The sequence below is a fragment of the Nocardioides sp. NPDC087217 genome (genome assembly GCF_044744805.1).
Lineage (GTDB): Bacteria > Actinomycetota > Actinomycetes > Propionibacteriales > Nocardioidaceae > Nocardioides.
Genome location: NZ_JBIUZB010000002.1, coordinates 976,987 through 994,114, shown reverse-complemented (window position 1 = coordinate 994,114; position 17,128 = coordinate 976,987). Strand labels below are relative to the sequence as shown.

General features: G+C 68.4%; 14 protein-coding genes. 9 read left to right on the top strand and 5 right to left on the bottom strand.

Annotated elements, in window-relative coordinates:
- Positions 1-91 precede the first annotated feature (91 nt).
- Positions 92-763 (bottom strand): TrkA family potassium uptake protein, encoded by a 672-nt coding sequence (locus ACIO3S_RS12180; RefSeq protein ID WP_091041412.1) that lies wholly within the window; start codon positions 761-763, stop codon positions 92-94.
- Complete coding sequence (locus tag ACIO3S_RS12175; protein WP_160023110.1) at positions 763-1,425, bottom strand: TrkA family potassium uptake protein; 663 nt, start codon at positions 1,423-1,425, stop codon at positions 763-765. Before ACIO3S_RS12175 ends, ACIO3S_RS12180 begins: the two co-directional genes overlap by 1 nt.
- A 121-nt stretch (positions 1,426-1,546) precedes the next feature.
- Between ACIO3S_RS12175 and ACIO3S_RS12170 the strand changes: the two genes are divergently transcribed.
- Both ACIO3S_RS12170 and ACIO3S_RS12165 read left to right on the top strand, forming a co-directional pair.
- Positions 1,547-3,562: an APC family permease gene (locus ACIO3S_RS12170; RefSeq protein WP_400463517.1), complete on the top strand. Its 2,016-nt coding sequence runs from the start codon at positions 1,547-1,549 to the stop codon at positions 3,560-3,562.
- Positions 3,559-4,767, top strand: coding sequence for a class I SAM-dependent RNA methyltransferase (locus tag ACIO3S_RS12165; protein WP_400463514.1), 1,209 nt, complete (start codon positions 3,559-3,561; stop codon positions 4,765-4,767). Before ACIO3S_RS12170 ends, ACIO3S_RS12165 begins: the two co-directional genes overlap by 4 nt.
- A 338-nt stretch (positions 4,768-5,105) precedes the next feature.
- Here the strand turns inward: ACIO3S_RS12165 and ACIO3S_RS12160 are convergent, their stop codons facing one another.
- A complete protein-coding gene (locus tag ACIO3S_RS12160; RefSeq protein WP_400464616.1) occupies positions 5,106-5,717 on the bottom strand; it encodes a TetR/AcrR family transcriptional regulator in 612 nt (203 codons plus the stop codon).
- Positions 5,710-6,609: an enoyl-CoA hydratase-related protein gene (locus ACIO3S_RS12155; protein ID WP_400463511.1), complete on the bottom strand. Its 900-nt coding sequence runs from the start codon at positions 6,607-6,609 to the stop codon at positions 5,710-5,712. Before ACIO3S_RS12155 ends, ACIO3S_RS12160 begins: the two co-directional genes overlap by 8 nt.
- Positions 6,610-6,681: 72 nt before the next feature.
- On the opposite strand from ACIO3S_RS12155, the gene ACIO3S_RS12150 reads away from it, so the two are divergent.
- From ACIO3S_RS12150 to ACIO3S_RS12130, 5 genes are all read left to right on the top strand, one after another.
- A complete protein-coding gene (locus ACIO3S_RS12150; protein WP_400463508.1) occupies positions 6,682-7,833 on the top strand; it encodes an acyl-CoA dehydrogenase family protein in 1,152 nt (383 codons plus the stop codon).
- Between the two features lie 37 nt (positions 7,834-7,870).
- The gene (locus tag ACIO3S_RS12145; protein ID WP_400463505.1) at positions 7,871-9,082 is read left to right on the top strand and encodes an acetyl-CoA C-acetyltransferase; all 1,212 of its coding nucleotides are present in this window, start codon (positions 7,871-7,873) and stop codon (positions 9,080-9,082) included.
- Between the two features lie 29 nt (positions 9,083-9,111).
- Complete coding sequence (locus tag ACIO3S_RS12140) at positions 9,112-11,280, top strand: 3-hydroxyacyl-CoA dehydrogenase NAD-binding domain-containing protein (RefSeq protein ID WP_400463502.1); 2,169 nt, start codon at positions 9,112-9,114, stop codon at positions 11,278-11,280.
- 90 nt (positions 11,281-11,370) lie between these two features.
- Positions 11,371-12,939, top strand: coding sequence for a long-chain fatty acid--CoA ligase (locus ACIO3S_RS12135; RefSeq protein WP_400463499.1), 1,569 nt, complete (start codon positions 11,371-11,373; stop codon positions 12,937-12,939).
- The gene (locus ACIO3S_RS12130; RefSeq protein ID WP_400463497.1) at positions 12,936-14,402 is read left to right on the top strand and encodes an aldehyde dehydrogenase family protein; all 1,467 of its coding nucleotides are present in this window, start codon (positions 12,936-12,938) and stop codon (positions 14,400-14,402) included. Before ACIO3S_RS12135 ends, ACIO3S_RS12130 begins: the two co-directional genes overlap by 4 nt.
- A 17-nt stretch (positions 14,403-14,419) precedes the next feature.
- Here ACIO3S_RS12130 and ACIO3S_RS12125 read toward each other — a convergent pair whose 3' ends face one another.
- Positions 14,420-15,076 (bottom strand): TetR/AcrR family transcriptional regulator, encoded by a 657-nt coding sequence (locus ACIO3S_RS12125; RefSeq protein WP_400463494.1) that lies wholly within the window; start codon positions 15,074-15,076, stop codon positions 14,420-14,422.
- Between the two features lie 94 nt (positions 15,077-15,170).
- Here ACIO3S_RS12125 and ACIO3S_RS12120 point away from each other — a divergent pair, with 94 nt between their 5' ends.
- Both ACIO3S_RS12120 and ACIO3S_RS12115 read left to right on the top strand, forming a co-directional pair.
- Positions 15,171-16,049: a metal-dependent hydrolase gene (locus ACIO3S_RS12120; RefSeq protein WP_400463491.1), complete on the top strand. Its 879-nt coding sequence runs from the start codon at positions 15,171-15,173 to the stop codon at positions 16,047-16,049.
- The gene (locus ACIO3S_RS12115; protein ID WP_400463489.1) at positions 16,049-17,128 is read left to right on the top strand and encodes a PDR/VanB family oxidoreductase; all 1,080 of its coding nucleotides are present in this window, start codon (positions 16,049-16,051) and stop codon (positions 17,126-17,128) included. Before ACIO3S_RS12120 ends, ACIO3S_RS12115 begins: the two co-directional genes overlap by 1 nt.

Genomic DNA, 17,128 nt, shown 5'->3' with positions numbered 1-17,128 from the left:
CCGGACAGGACGAAGCGTCTGGAGGAGGGGCGAGCGAGCCAACTGTTGTCCTGCCGAGATCGTGGGGTTGCTGCGTACGAGGTCCTCGGCGTCAGCCGCCGTGGCCGGTAGGGGCGAGAAGACGCTCGAGCTCGTCCTCCTTCTCGGTGGGCACGACGAAGAGGAGCTCGTCGCCCTGCTCGAGAGGCTGCTCCGGAGTGGGAACGTAGACCTGACCGTCACGCAGGAGCGTGACGAGCGCGCAGTTCTCCGGGAACGGCACCAGGCCAGTGGGCTTGCCGACGTAGGGGGAGTCGGCGGGCAGGGTGATCTCGACCAGGTTGGCCTGGCCCTGCCGGAAGGTGAACAGCCGCACCAGGTCGCCCACGGTGACGGCCTCCTCGACCAGCGCGGACATGATCCGCGGGGTGGAGACGTTGACGTCGACGCCCCAGGCCTCGGTGAAGAGCCACTCGTTGTTGGGGTGGTTGACCCGGCCCACGGTGCGCGGCACGCCGAACTCGGTCTTGGCCAGCAGCGAGCAGACCAGGTTGGCCTTGTCGTCACCGGTCGCGGCGATCACCACGTCGCAGTTGTCGAGCCTGGCCTCCTCGAGCGAGGAGAGCTCGCACGCGTCGGCGAGCAGCCACTCCGCGTCGGCGACCCGCTCGGGTTTGATCGAGCCCGGGTTCTTGTCGATGAGGAGCACCTCGTGGCCGTTGGTGATCAGCTCACGGGCGATGGACCGGCCGACGGCCCCGGCCCCGGCGATTGCGACGCGCATCAGTCTTCCTCGGGGCCGTTCTTGATGGTCTTGTACGCCTGCGCGGTGTTCTCCTCGCGCATGACGATATGGAGCACGTCGCCCTCCTGGATGACGCTCTCGCGGACGGGGATGATCCCCTCACCGAGCCGGTCGATCCAGGCGATGCGGCTGCCGGACTGGCGCTGGAACTTGATGGTCCGCTCGCCGACCCAGGGCTCGGGCATGATGACCTGGTCGATGCGGATGTTGCCCGACATGTCGCGGAAGTCGGGCTCGGCGCCGGCCGGCAGCAGCCGGCGGAGCACCTGGTCGGCGGTCCACTTCACCGTCGCGACCGTGCTGATCCCGAGGCGCTGGTAGACCTCGGCGCGGCCGGGGTCGTAGATGCGGGCCACGACCTGCTGGATGCCGAACTCCTCGCGCGCCACCCGGGCGGAGATGATGTTGGAGTTGTCACCGCTGGAGACCGCTGCGAACGCCTCGGCGCGCTTGATGCCGGCCTTCAGCAGTACTTCGCGGTCGAAGCCCATCCCGGCGACCTTGTCGCCGTTGAAGCCCGGTCCCAGCCGACGGAACGCATCGGAGTTCTGGTCGATGACCGAGACCGTGTGGTTGCGGTCCTCGAGGCTCCTGGCCAGGGTCGAGCCGACGCGGCCACAGCCCATGATCACTACGTGCACCGTGTCATGATTGCACTCGCCCGGGCCGCGCGTCGCCTACGCCCTCGAAGTTGGCGTGTTCGGATGCGCGTAGCGATCCGGAAGCGCGAGGAAGCGGCGATGTGCCGTAGCGTCTGCGGTTGTGGGTGTTGGTGATGTCTCCAAGCGGATCCTGATCGGTCGCAAGCTCCGTAGCTCTCAGCTCGGCGAGACGCTGCTGCCGAAGCGCATCGCGCTACCCGTTTTCGCCAGCGACGCCCTCTCCTCGGTGGCCTACGCGCCCGACGAGATCTTCATCATGCTGGCGGTCGCGGGAGCCTCGGCGTACGCCTGGTCCTGGAAGATCGGCCTGGTCGTCGCCCTGGTGATGCTGACCGTGGTCACCTCCTACCGGCAGACCGTGCACGCCTACCCGAGCGGCGGTGGCGACTACGAGGTCGCGACGGTCAACCTGGGGCGCAAGGCGGGCGTCACCGTGGCCAGCGCTCTGCTGGTCGACTACGTGCTGACGGTGGCGGTGTCGATCTCCAATGCCGCGCAGTACGCCGCCAGCGCGCTCCCCGGCCTGATCGGCCACGAGGTCCTGGTCGCCTCGGTCGCGGTCGTGCTGCTCACCGCGATGAACCTGCGTGGCGTACGCGAGTCCGGGACGTTCTTCGCGGTCCCGACCTACCTGTTCATGTTCGCCATCCTCGGGATGGGCCTCTACGGCCTGTTGCTGCTGGTGAACGGCAACCTGCCCGAGGCGGAGAGCGCCTCGCTCCAGATCCGTCCCGAGGAGGGCTGGGAGGGCACGCTCAACCAGGTGGCGCTGATCTTCCTGCTCGCCCGTGCGTTCTCGTCCGGGTGTGCGGCGCTGACCGGTGTCGAGGCGATCTCCAACGGCGTACCCGCCTTCCAGCGGCCGAAGAGCAAGAACGCCGCCACCACGCTGCTGCTGCTCGGCCTGATCGCGATCACGATGATGATGAGCATCATCGTGCTCGCCAACCAGATGAGCATCCGCTACGTCGACCCGCACGCTCTCGACAACCTCCGCACCGCCGCCGGCGACGCCGTGCCGGCCGGCTACGAGCAGCACCCGGTGATCTCCCAGATCGCGGCCGGGGTGTTCACCGACTTCCCGCCGGGCTTCTACTTCGTCATCACCGTCACGGGCATCATCCTGGTCCTGGCCGCCAACACCGCCTTCAACGGCTTCCCGGTGCTCGGCTCGATCCTGGCCAAGGACGGCTTCGCGCCCCGGTCATTGGGCGCGCGCGGCGACCGGCTCGCCTACAGCAACGGCATCGTGTTCCTGGCGGTGCTGGCGATCGCCCTGATCGTCATCTTCGATGCGCAGACCACCAAGCTGATCCAGCTCTACATCGTCGGCGTCTTCGTCTCCTTCAACCTCAGCCAGCTGGGCATGATCCGCCACTGGACCCGCCATCTGGCCACCGAGCGAGACCCGAGCGAGCGGCGCCGGATGCAGCGTTCGCGGGCGATCAACACCTTCGGTCTCGGGATGACCTCGGTCGTGCTGGTGATCGTGCTGATCACCAAGTTCCTCGCCGGTGCGTGGATCACGATCCTGGCGATGGGCTTCTTCTACGTGGTCATGCTGGGGATCAGGCGCCACTACGACAACGTCGCTCGCGAGCTGGCCGCCGACGAGCAGGACAAGGTCATGCCGACCCGGGTCCACGCGATCGTGCTGGTCTCCAAGCTCCACAAGCCGACGCTGCGAGCGCTGGCGTTCGCCCAGGCGACCCGGCCCAACGCCCTCGAGGCCGTCACGGTCTCGACCTCCGACTCCGACACCGCCGAGCTGCTGAAGCAGTGGGACGAGCGCAACCTGCCGATGCCGTTGAAGGTGCTCCACTCGCCCTACCGCGAGCTGATCCGCCCCGTCGTCGAGTACGCCTCGGCGATCCGTGACGCCAACCCGCGTGGCGTCGTGGCCGTCTACATCCCCGAGTACGTCGTCGGCCGCTGGTGGGAGCAGCTGCTCCACAACCAGACGGCGCTGCGGCTCAAGGGCCGGCTGCTGTTCACCCCGGGCGTCATGGTCATCTCCGTGCCCTACCAGCTCGCCTCCGGCAAGGAGCGCGCCGAGGAGCTGCGCGAGGAATACTGGCTCGCGCCCGGCCTGCGCCGCGGAAGCGGACGCCGATGAGCCGTCCGCAGCGTCCCGCGCCCCGTGGGCGGCGGCCCCGCCCGAAGGCGTCCAAGGGCGAGTCGTACGTCGGGCGGCGCTTCGAGGTCGAGGTCGGCCCGGTCGCCCACGGCGGCCACTTCGTCGCCCGCGTCCCGCTCGACGACGCATCTCGGGTGGTCTTCGTACGCCACGCCCTGCCCGGTGAGCAGGTGGTCATCGAGATCACCGAGGGCACGGCCGGAGACCGGTTCTGGCGCGGGGACGCGGTCTCGGTTGTCTCGGCCGCACCGGAACGGGTCGTTCCGCCGTGTCCGTACGCCGGTCCCGGCCTCTGCGGCGGCTGCGACTTCCAGCATGTCGCGTTGTCCGCTCAGCGCGAGCTGAAGGCGACGGTGGTGCGCGAGCAGCTGGTCCGCTTGGGTGGCCTGTCGGCCGAGGACTCGCTGGTCGCCGACCTGGTCGTCGAAGCCGTCCCCGGCGACGAGGACGGGCTGCGCTGGCGGACTCGTCAGCGCTACACCACCGCCCCGGGCGGCGGCCGAGGCATGCGGAAGTACCGCTCCCACGACGTCATCCCCGTCGACGACTGCCTGATCGCCACCGCCGACGCCCGCGAGCCGGGCGCCGGGACGGTCGTCGAGACGGTGGAGGTCGGGGGAGCGGAGCACTCCTTCGAGGTAGCCGCCGACGGATTCTGGCAGGTCCATCCGGGAGCGCCCGCGGCCCTGGTATCCGCGGTGCTGTCCGCCCTCTCACCTGCCCCGGGCGACACCGTCCTGGACCTCTACGCCGGCGTCGGCCTCTTCTCCGCCTTCCTCGCCGACCGGGTCGGTCCCACCGGCCGTGTCGTCGCCGTCGAGGGCGACCCGACCGCCTCCGCGCTCTCGGTCGGCAACGTCCCCACCGCCGAGGTCAGCGCCGGCGACGTCGCCACCGTGCTGGGCCGTATCGAGGACGGCCCCTTCGACCTCGTCGTCCTCGACCCGCCCCGCGAGGGCGCCCGCCGGAAGGTCGTCGAGGCCGTCGTCGCGCGTTCGCCTCGGAAGGTTGCGTACGTCGCCTGCGACCCCGCCGCGCTCGCCAGAGACGTCGCGATCTTCGCCGAGCACGGCTACCGGCTGCGTACGCTGCGCGCCTTCGACCTGTTCCCGATGACGCACCACGTCGAATGTGTTGCTCTGCTGGAGAAAACCAGCTCTGACCTGCGGTCGAGCGATTCGTGACGAAGTCGTTGAGTTCCGCCGACTTTCCTTATGGCGCACTTTGGGCGCACTTTGCGCACACCATGCCCGATTCAGCGCTGGTACACCTGCGTGGCCATAGACACACCTACAAGGTGGGCGCAGGCCCTCGGTCCGCCGCAGAGCCAGAGGCAAGTCGCTCGGGGGCCGCCCGGTAGTCCGGCACCACCTGCTGGACAGCATCGGCACCCAGATCTTCCCGGCGCTCACCGTCGCGCTCGTCCAGGCCGCCCTCTCCAGCCTGCCGCCCCGCGCCGAGGGGACCTGCGCCTGGACGGCTGAACGGCCGGAATGGTGCTCTGGCGGCGCTACTCCGGGTATCAGCGGTCAAGCGAGGTCGGCAGAACGTCGTCCACGATCGCCAGCAGGCACACCCTCAACAGCTGGTGAACCTGTTCGCGGGTGAGTGCCTTCTTCACGAGCCACTCCCGGCCTGCCGCGCGGGCGAGCTGGCCGTAGGTGCGGATGAAGGGCCGGAGCTCGTTGCGGCGGGTCTCCGTCTCTGACATCCCCATCGCCTCGATCAATCGGTCGACGGAGTCGTTCTCGGCCTGAACCAGGATCTGCTCGAGCTCCGGGTCCCGGCCCATGCCGTGGCTGCCCGTGGCATTGATCCAGCTCGCGCCCTGCTGGTCGAGGGAGTCGAGGAACCAGGTGACCGCGGCGTCGATCCGCTCCTCGAGCGTCCCGTCCGGGAGCTGGGCGACCGCGATCTCGGGGACCGTGGCGGCTTCTCGGACGACTGCGAGATAGAGATCGCGTTTGGTGCCGAAGTAGTGGTTGAGCAGCCCTCGGGCGACACCGGCCTCTCGAGCGATGTCGGTGGTCGACACCTCGGCGTACGGCCGTTGGGTGAAGAGTCGCTGGGCGCAGGCGAAGATCTCCTCGCGGCGCTGGTCGGCGTCGAGGCGTCGCCAGCGGGGTTCAGACATGCTCACCCGGAGCAGTCTGCCCTGCCGCGTTATCCGCGAGCCAGGGGAGCCAGGCCGGAACGTCCTTCTCGACCGTGTTGGCGAATGCCGGAGGACGCTTCTCGAGGAACGACATCACGCCCTCGACAGCGTCGGCGTTGGTCGGCAGGCCGGCGATCAAGCGCGAGTCGACATCGTGTGCGACGAACGGCGAGGGCTCTCCGCTCAGCTGGTTGAGCATCTGGCGGATGACCGCCACGGAGACCGGTGCGGTGTTGTCACGCAGGTCGCGGGCCAGCTCGTACGCCGCCTCCAGCACCTCGTCCGAAGGGTGGACGGAGGTGAGCAGGCCGGAGGAGAGCGCTTCGTCGGCACCGAACACGCGTCCGGTGATCATCCAGTCCAGGGCCTTGGTCGTGCCGACCAGGCGAGGCAGGTACCAGGCTGAGCCGCCTTCGGGGAAGATGCCGCGGCGGACGAAGACGAGGCCGAACCTCGAGTCGTTGGACCCCAGTCGGAAGTCGCAGGCGAGCGTGATGGTCAGGCCGGCGCCGACCGCCGCCCCGCGCATGGCAGCGATGACCGGCTTGTTCATCGCGAAGATGCGCTTCGAGCACCGTCCCGCCGGTTCCTGCCACGTGTCGGCGTCGCTGCCCTCCTCGTTGACGTCAAAACCGCCACCGGATAGGTCGGCGCCGACACAGAAGTGGTCGCCGGCTCCGGTGAGCACAACGGCTCGGACGTCCTCGTCGCGGTCCGCACGCTCGAGGGCCAGGTCCAGCTCGTCGGCCATGGCCAGTGTGTAGCCGTTACGTGCATGCGGGCGGTTGAGCGTGATCGTCGCGATCCGCTCGTCCACGGCGTAGGTGATGGCGGAGTACGTGTGCTCCGCCGTTGGCGTGCTGGTGTCCACGGCTGGCCTGCTTTCATCCGGATTTCGACGTCCTTGTTGACCGAGTGCCAACAATACGTAACTATTGGCGGCATGCCAACAACGACGTCGTCCTGGATGACCGCGGACCTCGAAGCCGTCCGCGACCTCGCCGCGACCTACTTCACCAAGGAGGTGCTGACCCGGGCCGACGAGCATGTCGCTCAGGGCCACGCCAGCCGCGAGGCCTACCTCAAGGCGGGCGAGCTCGGCCTGGTCGGCATGTCTCTCGACGAGGCGTACGGCGGGGGAGGAGCATCATTCGCAGCCGAGGTCGTGCTGCTCGAGGAGCAGGTCCGAGCCGGTGACACCTCTATGGGATTCGCCGTCTCGGTCGGGATCGTGGCCCACTACATCGCGGCGTACGCCACCGAGGAGCAGAAGCAACGCTGGCTGCCCAAGGTGTGCAGCGGCGAATGGGTCCTCTCGATCGCGATGACCGAGCCCGGCACCGGCTCGGACCTGCAGGCGATCAAGACCCGCGCGGTCAAGGACGGCGACGACTACGTCGTCAACGGCGCCAAGACATTCATCTCCAACGGTCATGTCTGCGACCTGGTCGTGATCGCCGCCAAGACCGGCGACGACCAGGGTGCTGCCGGCATCTCGCTGATCGTGGCCGAGGTCGACGACGAGACTCCCGGCTTCACCCGCGGCCGGGTGCTCGACAAGATGGGTCAGAAGGACCAGGACACCGCGGAGCTGGCCTTCGAGGACCTGCGGGTGCCGCGGGCCAATCTGCTCGGCCCCGAAGAGGGCCAGGGCTTCTACCAGATGATGGAGCAGCTCCCGCAGGAACGGTTGATCACCGCGATCCTCGCCCAGGCGCAGATCGAGAGGGCCGTCGAGCTCGCGGTGGCGTACACCAAGGAGCGCCACGCCTTCGGCAAGCCGCTGCTGGCGCTGCAGAACACCCGTTTCGAGCTGGCCGAGTGCGAGACCATCTCCCGGATCAGCCGCGCCTTCCTCGACCAGTGCATCGAGAAGCACCTCGAGGGCGAGCTCGACGCCACCGGGGCCTCGATGGCGAAGTACTGGATCTCCGACCGGGCCACCGAGGTCGCTGACCGCTGCCTGCAGCTCTTCGGCGGATACGGCTACATGAACGAATACCCCATCGCCCACATCTACACCGACGTGCGTGTGCTGCGCATCCTCGCCGGCGCGAACGAAGTGATGAAGGAGCTCATCGCCCGTTCGCTGTGACAGCCGTTCTGATCTCCTGACGGAAGGACCGCTCACCATGAGCAACCAAGCATTCATCTACGACCACATCCGTACGCCGCGAGGCCGCGGGAAGAACGGCTCACTGCACAGCGTGAAGCCGGTCAGCCTGCTGGTCGGGCTCATCGACGAGCTGCGCGAGCGCAACCCCGACCTCGACACCAACGCGATCGACGACTTCATCGCCGGTGTGGTCTCGCCCGTCGGTGACCAGGGATCGGTGATCCCGAAAGCCGCGGCGATGGCCGCCGGCCTGCCCGACACCGTCGGTGGCCTGCAGATCAACCGCTTCTGCGGGTCGGGACTCGAGGCTTGCAACACGGCTGCCCAGAAGGTCGCCTCGGGGTGGGACAAGCTGCTCCTGGCCGGCGGCGTCGAGTCCATGTCGCGGGTGCCGATCAGCTCCGACGGCGGCGCGTGGGCGATGGACCCGGCCACCAACTACGACTCCTACTTCATCCCCCAGGGTGTGGGCGCCGACCTGATCGCCACGATCGAGGGCTTCAGCCGCGAGGACGTCGACGCCTACGCCGTCCGCTCGCAGCAGCGTGCCGCCACTGCGTGGGAGGAGGGCCGGTTCAAGAGCTCGGTCATCCCGGTGCTCGACCAGAACGGTCTCGTCATCCTCGACCGTGACCAGCACATGCGTCCCGAGTCGACCGTCGAGTCGCTGGGTGCGCTGAAGCCGTCGTTCGCTGCGATGGGCGACATGGGCGGCTTCGACGCCGTGGCACTGCAGAAGTTCCACAGCGTCGAGCGCATCAACCACGTGCACACTCCCGCCAACTCCTCCGGCATCGTCGACGGGGCTTCCCTGGTGCTGATCGGCAACGAACAGGTCGGCGAGGACTTCAGTCTGACCCCGCGTGCCCGAATCGTCGCCACCGCCACCTCGGGTGCCGACTCGACGATCATGCTCACTGGTCCGACACCCGCCACCCACAAGGTGCTTGCCGCCGCCGGCCTGGCCCCCGACGACATCGACCTCTGGGAGATCAACGAGGCCTTCGCCGCCGTCGCCCTGAAATGGCAGAGGGACTTCGACGTCCCCGACGAGAAGCTCAACGTCAACGGCGGCGCCATCGCCATGGGCCACCCGCTCGGAGCCACCGGCGCGATGATCCTCGGCACCATGGTCGACGAGCTGGAGCGGACCGGTGGCCGGCGCGCCGTGCTCACCCTCTGCATCGGGGCCGGCATGGGCGTCGCCACCGTCATCGAGCGCATCTGACCTCCCTCCTCGACCCGAAGGACTTCACCATGACCGAACAGAACAACACGATCACCTGGGAGCAGGACGCCGACGGCATCGTCACGCTGACGATGGACGACCCGAGCCAGTCCGCGAACACCATGAACGCGGCGTACATCGCCTCGATGAACGCCGCGGTCGAGCGCCTGGTCGCAGAGAAGGAGTCGGTGACCGGTGTCGTGCTCACCTCGGCGAAGAAGACCTTCTTCGCCGGCGGCGACCTCAACGACCTGATGGCCGCGAAGAAGGAGGACGCCCAGCGCGTCTTCGACATGATCACCGAGATCAAGGCCGCCCTGCGCACCCTGGAGACCTTCGGTCGCCCGGTCGTCGCGGCGATCAACGGCGCCGCGCTCGGCGGTGGTCTCGAGATCGCGCTGAGCACCCATCACCGAATCGCGGCCGACGTGAAGGGCAGCCAGATCGGCCTGCCCGAGGTGGGCCTCGGCCTGCTCCCCGGCGGCGGTGGTGTGGTCCGCACCGTGCGCATGCTCGGCGTGGTGGACGCGTTCGTGAAGGTGCTCGGCCAAGGTCAGCGGCACACCCCGGCGAAGGCCCTCGAGATCGGCCTCATCGACGAGATCGTCCCGGTCGACGGACTGGTTCCCGCCGCGAAGGCATGGATCAAGGCCAACCCTGACGCCGTGCAACCGTGGGACGTCAAGGGTTACAAGATCCCTGGCGGAACGCCGACGAACCCGGCCTTCGCGGCCAATCTGCCGGCCCTTCCCAGCAACCTGCGCAAGCAGCTCAAGGGCGCCAACTACCCGGCTCCGCGCGCCGTCATGGCCGCGGCAGTCGAGGGCATTCAGGTCGACTTCGATAACGCGCTGGTCATCGAGTCGCGCTACCTGGTCGAGCTGGTGACCGGACAGGTAGCGAAGAACATGATCAAGGCATTCTTCTTCGACATGCAGCACATCGCCGCCGGTGGCAGCCGCCCCGAGGGCCATGAGAAGTACGTCGCCACGAAGGTCGGCGTCCTCGGCGCCGGGATGATGGGCGCGGCGATCGCGTTCGTGTGCGCCAAGGGCGGCATGGAGGTCGTGCTCAAGGACGTCTCCCTGGAGAACGCCGAGCGCGGCAAGGGCTACTCCAAAGATCTGCTCGACAAGGCGGTCTCGCGGGGCAGGATGAGCCAGGAGAAGGCCGACGCGCTGCTCTCCAAGATCCGCCCGGCGGCCGATCCGAGTGACCTGGCCGGCTGCGACCTCGTGATCGAGGCGGTCTTCGAGAGCGTCGAGCTCAAGCACAAGGTGTTCCAGGAGATCGAGGACATCGTCGCGCCCGGCGCGGTGCTCGGCTCCAACACCTCCTCGCTGCCGATCACCGGACTGGCCGACGGCGTGAAGAGGCCCGAGGACTTCATCGGTCTGCACTTCTTCAGCCCGGTCGACAAGATGCCGTTGCTCGAGATCATCGCGGGTGACAAGACCAGCGACGAGACGCTCGCCAAGGCATTCGACATCGCCCAGCAGATCAAGAAGACCCCGATCGCCGTCAACGACAGCCGAGGGTTCTTCACCAGCCGCGTGATCGGCACCTTCCTCAACGAGGCCCACGCGATGGTCGCCGAGGGCATCTCCGCCGCGTCGATCGAGCAAGCCGGTCTGCAGGCGGGCTACCCGGCCGCGCCACTGAAGCTCTCCGACGAGCTGAACTTCTCGACGATGAGCAAGATCCAGAAGGCCACGCAGAGCGGTCTCGAAGCCGACGGCAAGGGTCACCTCTACTACCACCACCCGGCGTACGACGTCATCGACGCGATGATCGAGAAGCACGGCCGCACCGGCCGCGCCCAGGGCGGCGGCTTCTACGACTACGTCGACGGCAAGGCCACCGGACTGTGGCCGGGCCTGACCGAGCACTTCGGGGCGGGCACCACCGAGATCCCGTTCGAGGACATGGTCGAGCGCATGCTGTTCGCGGAGTCCATCGAGACCGTCAAGTGCTTCGACGAGGGCGTGCTGCGCTCGGTCGAGGACGCCAACATCGGATCGATCCTCGGCATCGGCTTCCCGGCCTGGACCGGCGGCGTCGTGCAATACATGAACGGCTACCCGGGCGGCCTGCCCGGTTTCGTGGACCGCGCCCGCGACCTCGCCGACAAGTACGGGCCCCAGTTCACGCCGCCGGCGTCGCTGGTCGCCAAGGCCGTGGCCGGCGAGACGTACTGATCACGAAGCTCCGGATCTCGGCCGGGCCGCACCACCGCCCGCATCCCAGGGCGGACAACTCGAGACCCACCACTTCAGCAGGAGACCACCATGTACCTCACCCAGGGACTGCACCGCGCGATCCAGGCCACGCCGAACAAGACGGCGACGATCTACGGCGAGCGCACCCGGACCTTCGCCGAGCACGGCGACCGAATCGCTCGCTTCGCCGCCGGCCTGCGGTCGCTCGGTGTGGTCGCCGACGACCGAGTCGCCATGCTGTCGCTCAACAGCGACCGGTACGCCGAGTACCTGCTCGCCGTCCCGTGGGCCGGAGGTGTGGTCAACCCGATCAACATCCGGTGGAGCCCGGCCGAGATCGCCTACTCGCTCAAGGACTCCGGCACCACGGTCCTGCTGATCGACGACGCCTTCGCGCCGATGGCGCCGGTGCTGACCGCGCAGTGCCCCGAGCTCACCACGCTCGTGCACTGCGGCGACGGTCCGACGCCGGAGGGCATGGTCTCCTACGAGGCCCTGGTGGCCGAGAACGAGCCTGTCGAGGACGCCCGCCGCTCGGGCGAGGACCTGGCGGGGATCTTCTACACCGGTGGCACGACCGGCTTTCCCAAGGGCGTCATGCTCACCCAGGCCAACCTGACCACGTCGGCGCTGGGAACCGTGGCCAGCGGTGAGCTCCTCGGTCGGGACGCGATCTTCCTGCACGCGGCGCCGATGTTCCACCTCGCCGACCTCGCTGCGTGGGCCGGACAGGTCGCCCTCGGTGGGACCCACGTGATGGTGCCGTTCTTCGAGCCCGCGGCTGTGCTCGGGGCCGTACAGACGCACAAGGTGACCGACGTCCTGCTCGTGCCGACGATGATCCAGATGCTGGTCGACCACCCCGGGCTTCCCGACTACGACCTGTCGTCGTTGAATCGCATGCTGTACGGCGGCTCGGTGATCTCCGAAGGTGTCCTCAAGCGCACCATGGACGCATTCCCGGGTATCAGGATGACCCAGGCGTACGGCATGACGGAGGTCGCACCGGTGGCGACGCTGCTGCTGCCGCAGGACCACCACGACCAGTACCTCCGGTCCGGCGGGCGTGCCGCCCCGCACTCCGAGATCAAGGTCGTCGACGCCGACGGCAAGGACCTCGCGACCGGCGAGGTCGGCGAGATCTGCGTACGCGGCGGGCACGTCATGAAGGGCTACTGGAACAAGCCCGAGGAGACCGCCGCTGTGCTGCGCGACGGCTGGTATCGCACCGGTGACGGTGGCTTCATCGACGAGGAGGGCTTCGTCTACGTCGTCGACCGGATCAAGGACATGATCGTGACGGGCGGGGAGAACGTCTACTCCGCCGAGGTCGAGAGCGCCCTGAGCAAGCACCCCTCCGTCGCCGCGGTAGCCGTCATCGGCCTGCCCGACGAGAAGTTCGGCGAGCGCGTGCATGCCTGCGTCGTCCTCGCTGCGGACAAGACGGTGACCGCCGAAGACCTGCAGGCGCACTCCCGCGAACACATCGCCGGCTACAAGACGCCGCGCAGCTTCGAGTTCGTCGATGAGCTGCCGATCAGTGGCGCGGGCAAGGTCCTCAAGCGCGAGCTGCGCGACGCCCACGCCCGATCCACCGATCCGGCCAAGGACTTGGCCAACGACTTGGCCGGCGCGTGAGCCTCGACTCCCGCTCGCCGGCGGACGGGGCGTTGGTCGCCAGCTTCCCCGTGATGGCCGAGGACGAGGTGCGTGCCGTGGTCGCGACGGCTCACGCCGCTTCGACATGGTGGCGTGACCTGGGCTTCGACGGTCGTGCCGTGCGTCTGGCCGCCTGGCGCAAGCACATGTGGCGCAGGGTCGACGAAATCGCCGAACTGCTCCACCGCGAGAACGGCAAGCCTCTCGACGACGCCGTGCTCGAGGTCGTGCTCACCGTCGAGCACCTGCACTGGGCGGCACGGAACGCCGGCCGGGTGTTGCGCTCGCACAAGGTCAACCCGGGTCCGCTGTTCTCCAACTACGGTGCCCGCGTCGACTATGACCCGCTCGGCGTCGTCGGCGTGATCGGGCCGTGGAACTACCCGCTCTACGCCCCGAACAGCGCCGTGGCATTCGCTCTCGCGGCCGGCAACACGGTGGTCCTGAAGCCGAGCGAGTTCACGCCCGCCGTGAGCCGGTGGTACGTCGACGCGTTCGCCGAGGCCAACCCGGACGCGCCCGAGGGCGTGCTGTCGCTGGTCACCGGCTTCGGCGAGACCGGCGCTGCCCTGTGCAACGCCGGCGTCGACAAGATCGGCTTCACCGGGTCGACCCACACCGGCAAGCGGGTGATGGCCCAGTGTGCCGAGACGCTCACCCCAGTCGTCCTCGAGTGTGGCGGCAAGGACCCGGTGATCGTCGCTGCCGACGCCGATGTCGTCGCGGCGGCGCGGGCCGTGGCGTGGGGTGCCTTCACCAACTCGGGGCAGACCTGCGTCGGTGTCGAGCGCGTCTATGTCGTCGACGAGGTGGCCGATGAGTTCGAGTCCGCGTTGCTTCGCGAGCTCAAGGAGGTCCGGCCTGGGTCGGACGCGGGCGCCACCTACGGTCCGATGACGATGCCGGCTCAGGTCGACGTCGTACGCCGTCATGTGGTCGACGCCGTCGCACGTGGGGCGAGGTTCCTCAAGGGAGGACCTGAGTCGATCGGCGACCGATTGATCGAGCCGATCGTGATCACCGACCTCCCGGAGGACGCGGCGGCGGTGCGCGAGGAGACGTTCGGGCCGACCGTCACGCTGCGGCGGTGCGTCGATGTCGACGAGGCGATCACCTTGGCCAACGACCACGACTACGCGTTGAGCGCCTCGGTGTTCTCCCGTGCCCAGGGCGAGGAGATCGCCGATCGGCTGCGCGCGGGCCAGATCACCGTCAACTCCGTGATCGCCTTCGCCGGCATGGGCGCCGTACCGATGGGCGGTGTGGGTGCCAGCGGCTTCGGGCGGGTTCACGGCGCTGACGGGCTGCGGGAGTTCGCGCGGCCGCGCGGCGTCGTACGCCAGAGGTTCGCGCTGCCGGGCTTCGAGCTGATCACGCTGCGCAGGGCAGGCCACGTCATGCCACTGATGAAGAAGGTGCTCAGCGTCCGTCACGGGCGCTGACGGCCGGGCCGGGCCGGTCAGTGTCGGGGCACGGCGCGCAGCACCATCGGCACGATATGCGCACGCGCGAAGTCGCGCAGCTTCTGGTGGCTGTCGAGGTCGACCAGAGCCCGGGGCGTGAGCATGTAGGAGTGCACGATCCGCACCAGCAGCTCGGCACTGGCGTCCATGCCGTCGGTCGTCTCGAGGAGGCCGTCCTCGACGGCTTCGCCGAAGAAACCCAGCGTGGCCGTCGTCGCACCGGTGACCAGCAGACCCCCCTCGGTCGTGAGCTGGAGCAGCACCGTCTCGGGCTCGACCTGCAGCATTCGCGCGAGCATGGCGTTGCCGCGGACCTCCTCCATCATGGAGGTGAACCCGAGCTCGATGCGCTCCTCGATGGTGGTGCCGCGGCGGGCGGTGGCGGTGACCAGCTCGAAGAGGCGGGTGGCTTCGCGAGTGACCACGGCCTGGATCACGGCGTCCTTGTTGCCGACCCGGCGGTAGATGGTGACCCGGTCGATGCCGGCAGTGCGCGCGATGTCGCCGATGGTCGTGCGCTTGATGCCGAACTCCGCGAACTGCTTGAGCGCGGCGTCGAGGATGCGCTCGGTCTCCGGTGACCGTCGTGCGGCTTGGTCAGGGTCGGGGGAGTCGACGACCGCGTTCACAGCACGGCTCAGAGCGTCCTTCATGGCGACGAGCATAACGTGACGACCCATGCACCATTGCAACAATGAATGTTGCTTTGTTACAGTCAGTCGACCTGTTGACCAGGAAGGAAAGACGATGGCAACCACGCAGCACGAGTACTCAGAAGAGGCGCTGGCGATCAATGCCCGCGACGTCTCTTTCGACTGGACGGACGTGCCCACCGAGTACATCCCCGGCCGCCCCTACGCCACGCACTTCTGGAACGTCATGCACCTCGTGCTGCCTGAGGGTGAGCGCGCCATGGCCGACGTGCTCGGTCGCGCGCTGCCGCAGATCGAGGACCCGCGCCTGGCCGAGGAGCTCGTCGGCTTCATCGGCCAGGAGGAGACCCATGCCAGCTCGCACGAGTCGTTCCGGATCTATCTGGAGGAGAACGGCTTCGACATCCCCAAGATCATGCGGTTGATGGAGTTTCTGATGGACCAGGTCTTCGGCGACCACGGGCTGAAGGGCCGCGCCGGCGAGGCCTGGTTCCACGAGCGCCTGGGCATCTATGCCGCAGCCGAGCACTTCACGGCCACGGTCGGGGAGTGGTTGCTCGACAACGAGCGCTTCGACGAGATCGGCGTCGACCCGACGATGCTCGATCTGCTGCGTTGGCACGGAGCCGAGGAGATGGAGCACCGCAACGTCGCCTTCGACGTGTTCCAGTACGTCGACGGCAGCTATGCACGCCGGGTGCGCACCGCGCTGCTCGCGTCGGCCGGCCTGCTCACGCTGTGGCTCTACACGTCGTCCTGGATGTACGCCAACGACCCGACGGTCACCCGCCACCGCTGGATGTGGCCGATCGAGTTCGTCAAGGACACCCGCAAGGGCCTGATCCCCGGCCTGAAGTTCATCTTCAGGGAGATCCCGCAGTACCTGCGCCCGAGCTTCCATCCCTCCCAGATGGGCCCGATCGACAAGGCCGTGCGCTACCTCGCGCAGTCGCCGGCGGCGAGTGGTCTGTGATGGAGACGACGTTGGCGCCGCAGCGATCCGGCGAGCTCTCTCCTGGACTCCGGGCCCTGGCTAGAGGGGCGCAGGCCTACTCCGCCCTGTTCGCGGCCGGCCCCGCGGCGCCGTACCTCTCGAGGTCGCGGCCCGTACGCCGCACCGGCTTCGACCTCGACCTCGTGGTCGAGTCGACCGCGCGTGAGGTCGATGACGTGGTCAGCTTCACGTTGCGCCGACCAGACGGCGATCCACTGCCGGTCTGGGTGCCGGGTGCCCATCTCGATGTCTTCCTGCCGTCGGGAATCCAGCGCCAGTACTCCCTCTGTGGCGACCCGTCCGACCTCACCAGCTACCGCATCGCCGTACGCCGCATCGACGACGGTGGTGGCGGCTCGCTGGCCATGCACCGCGAGATCGCGCAGGACGACCTGCTGACGGTGCGCGGGCCGCGGAACGCGTTCCCGTTCATCGACGTCGAGTCCTACCTGTTCATCGCGGGCGGCATCGGCATCACCCCGCTCCTGCCGATGGTGCGCGAGGCCTCGCGTCGTGGCGCCCGCTGGACGATGGTGTACGTCGGTCGCTCACTCGCCACGATGCCCTTCGTGGCCGAGCTGCAGGGGCTCGAGGGTGGCCGGCTCGAGCTCCGGCCCGACGACGAGTTCGGCATCTCCGATGCGGCCGACCTGCTGGGTCGGGCCGAGGAGGGAGCCGCGATCTACGTGTGCGGTCCTCCGGCGCTGATCGATGCCGCCCGTTCCCTGCAACCGAGGCTGAACCCGACCGGCTCTCTGCACAGCGAGCGGTTCTCCGCGCCGCCCGTCGTGGGTGGCCGCGCCTTCGAGGTGCATCTCGCCCGCACCGGCGTGACCGTGACCGTGGGCGCCGACGAGTCCGCGCTGGCTGCGATCCGCCGCGAGGTGCCGGGCGTCCGCTACTCGTGCCGGCAGGGCTTCTGCGGCTCGTGCAAGCACGCCGTCCTCGAGGGAGACATCGAGCACCGGGACACCAAGCTGCGGCCCTCGGAGCGCGACGACTCCATGCTGATCTGCGTCTCGCGCGCCGCCGGCGACAGCCTCACCATCGACCTGTGA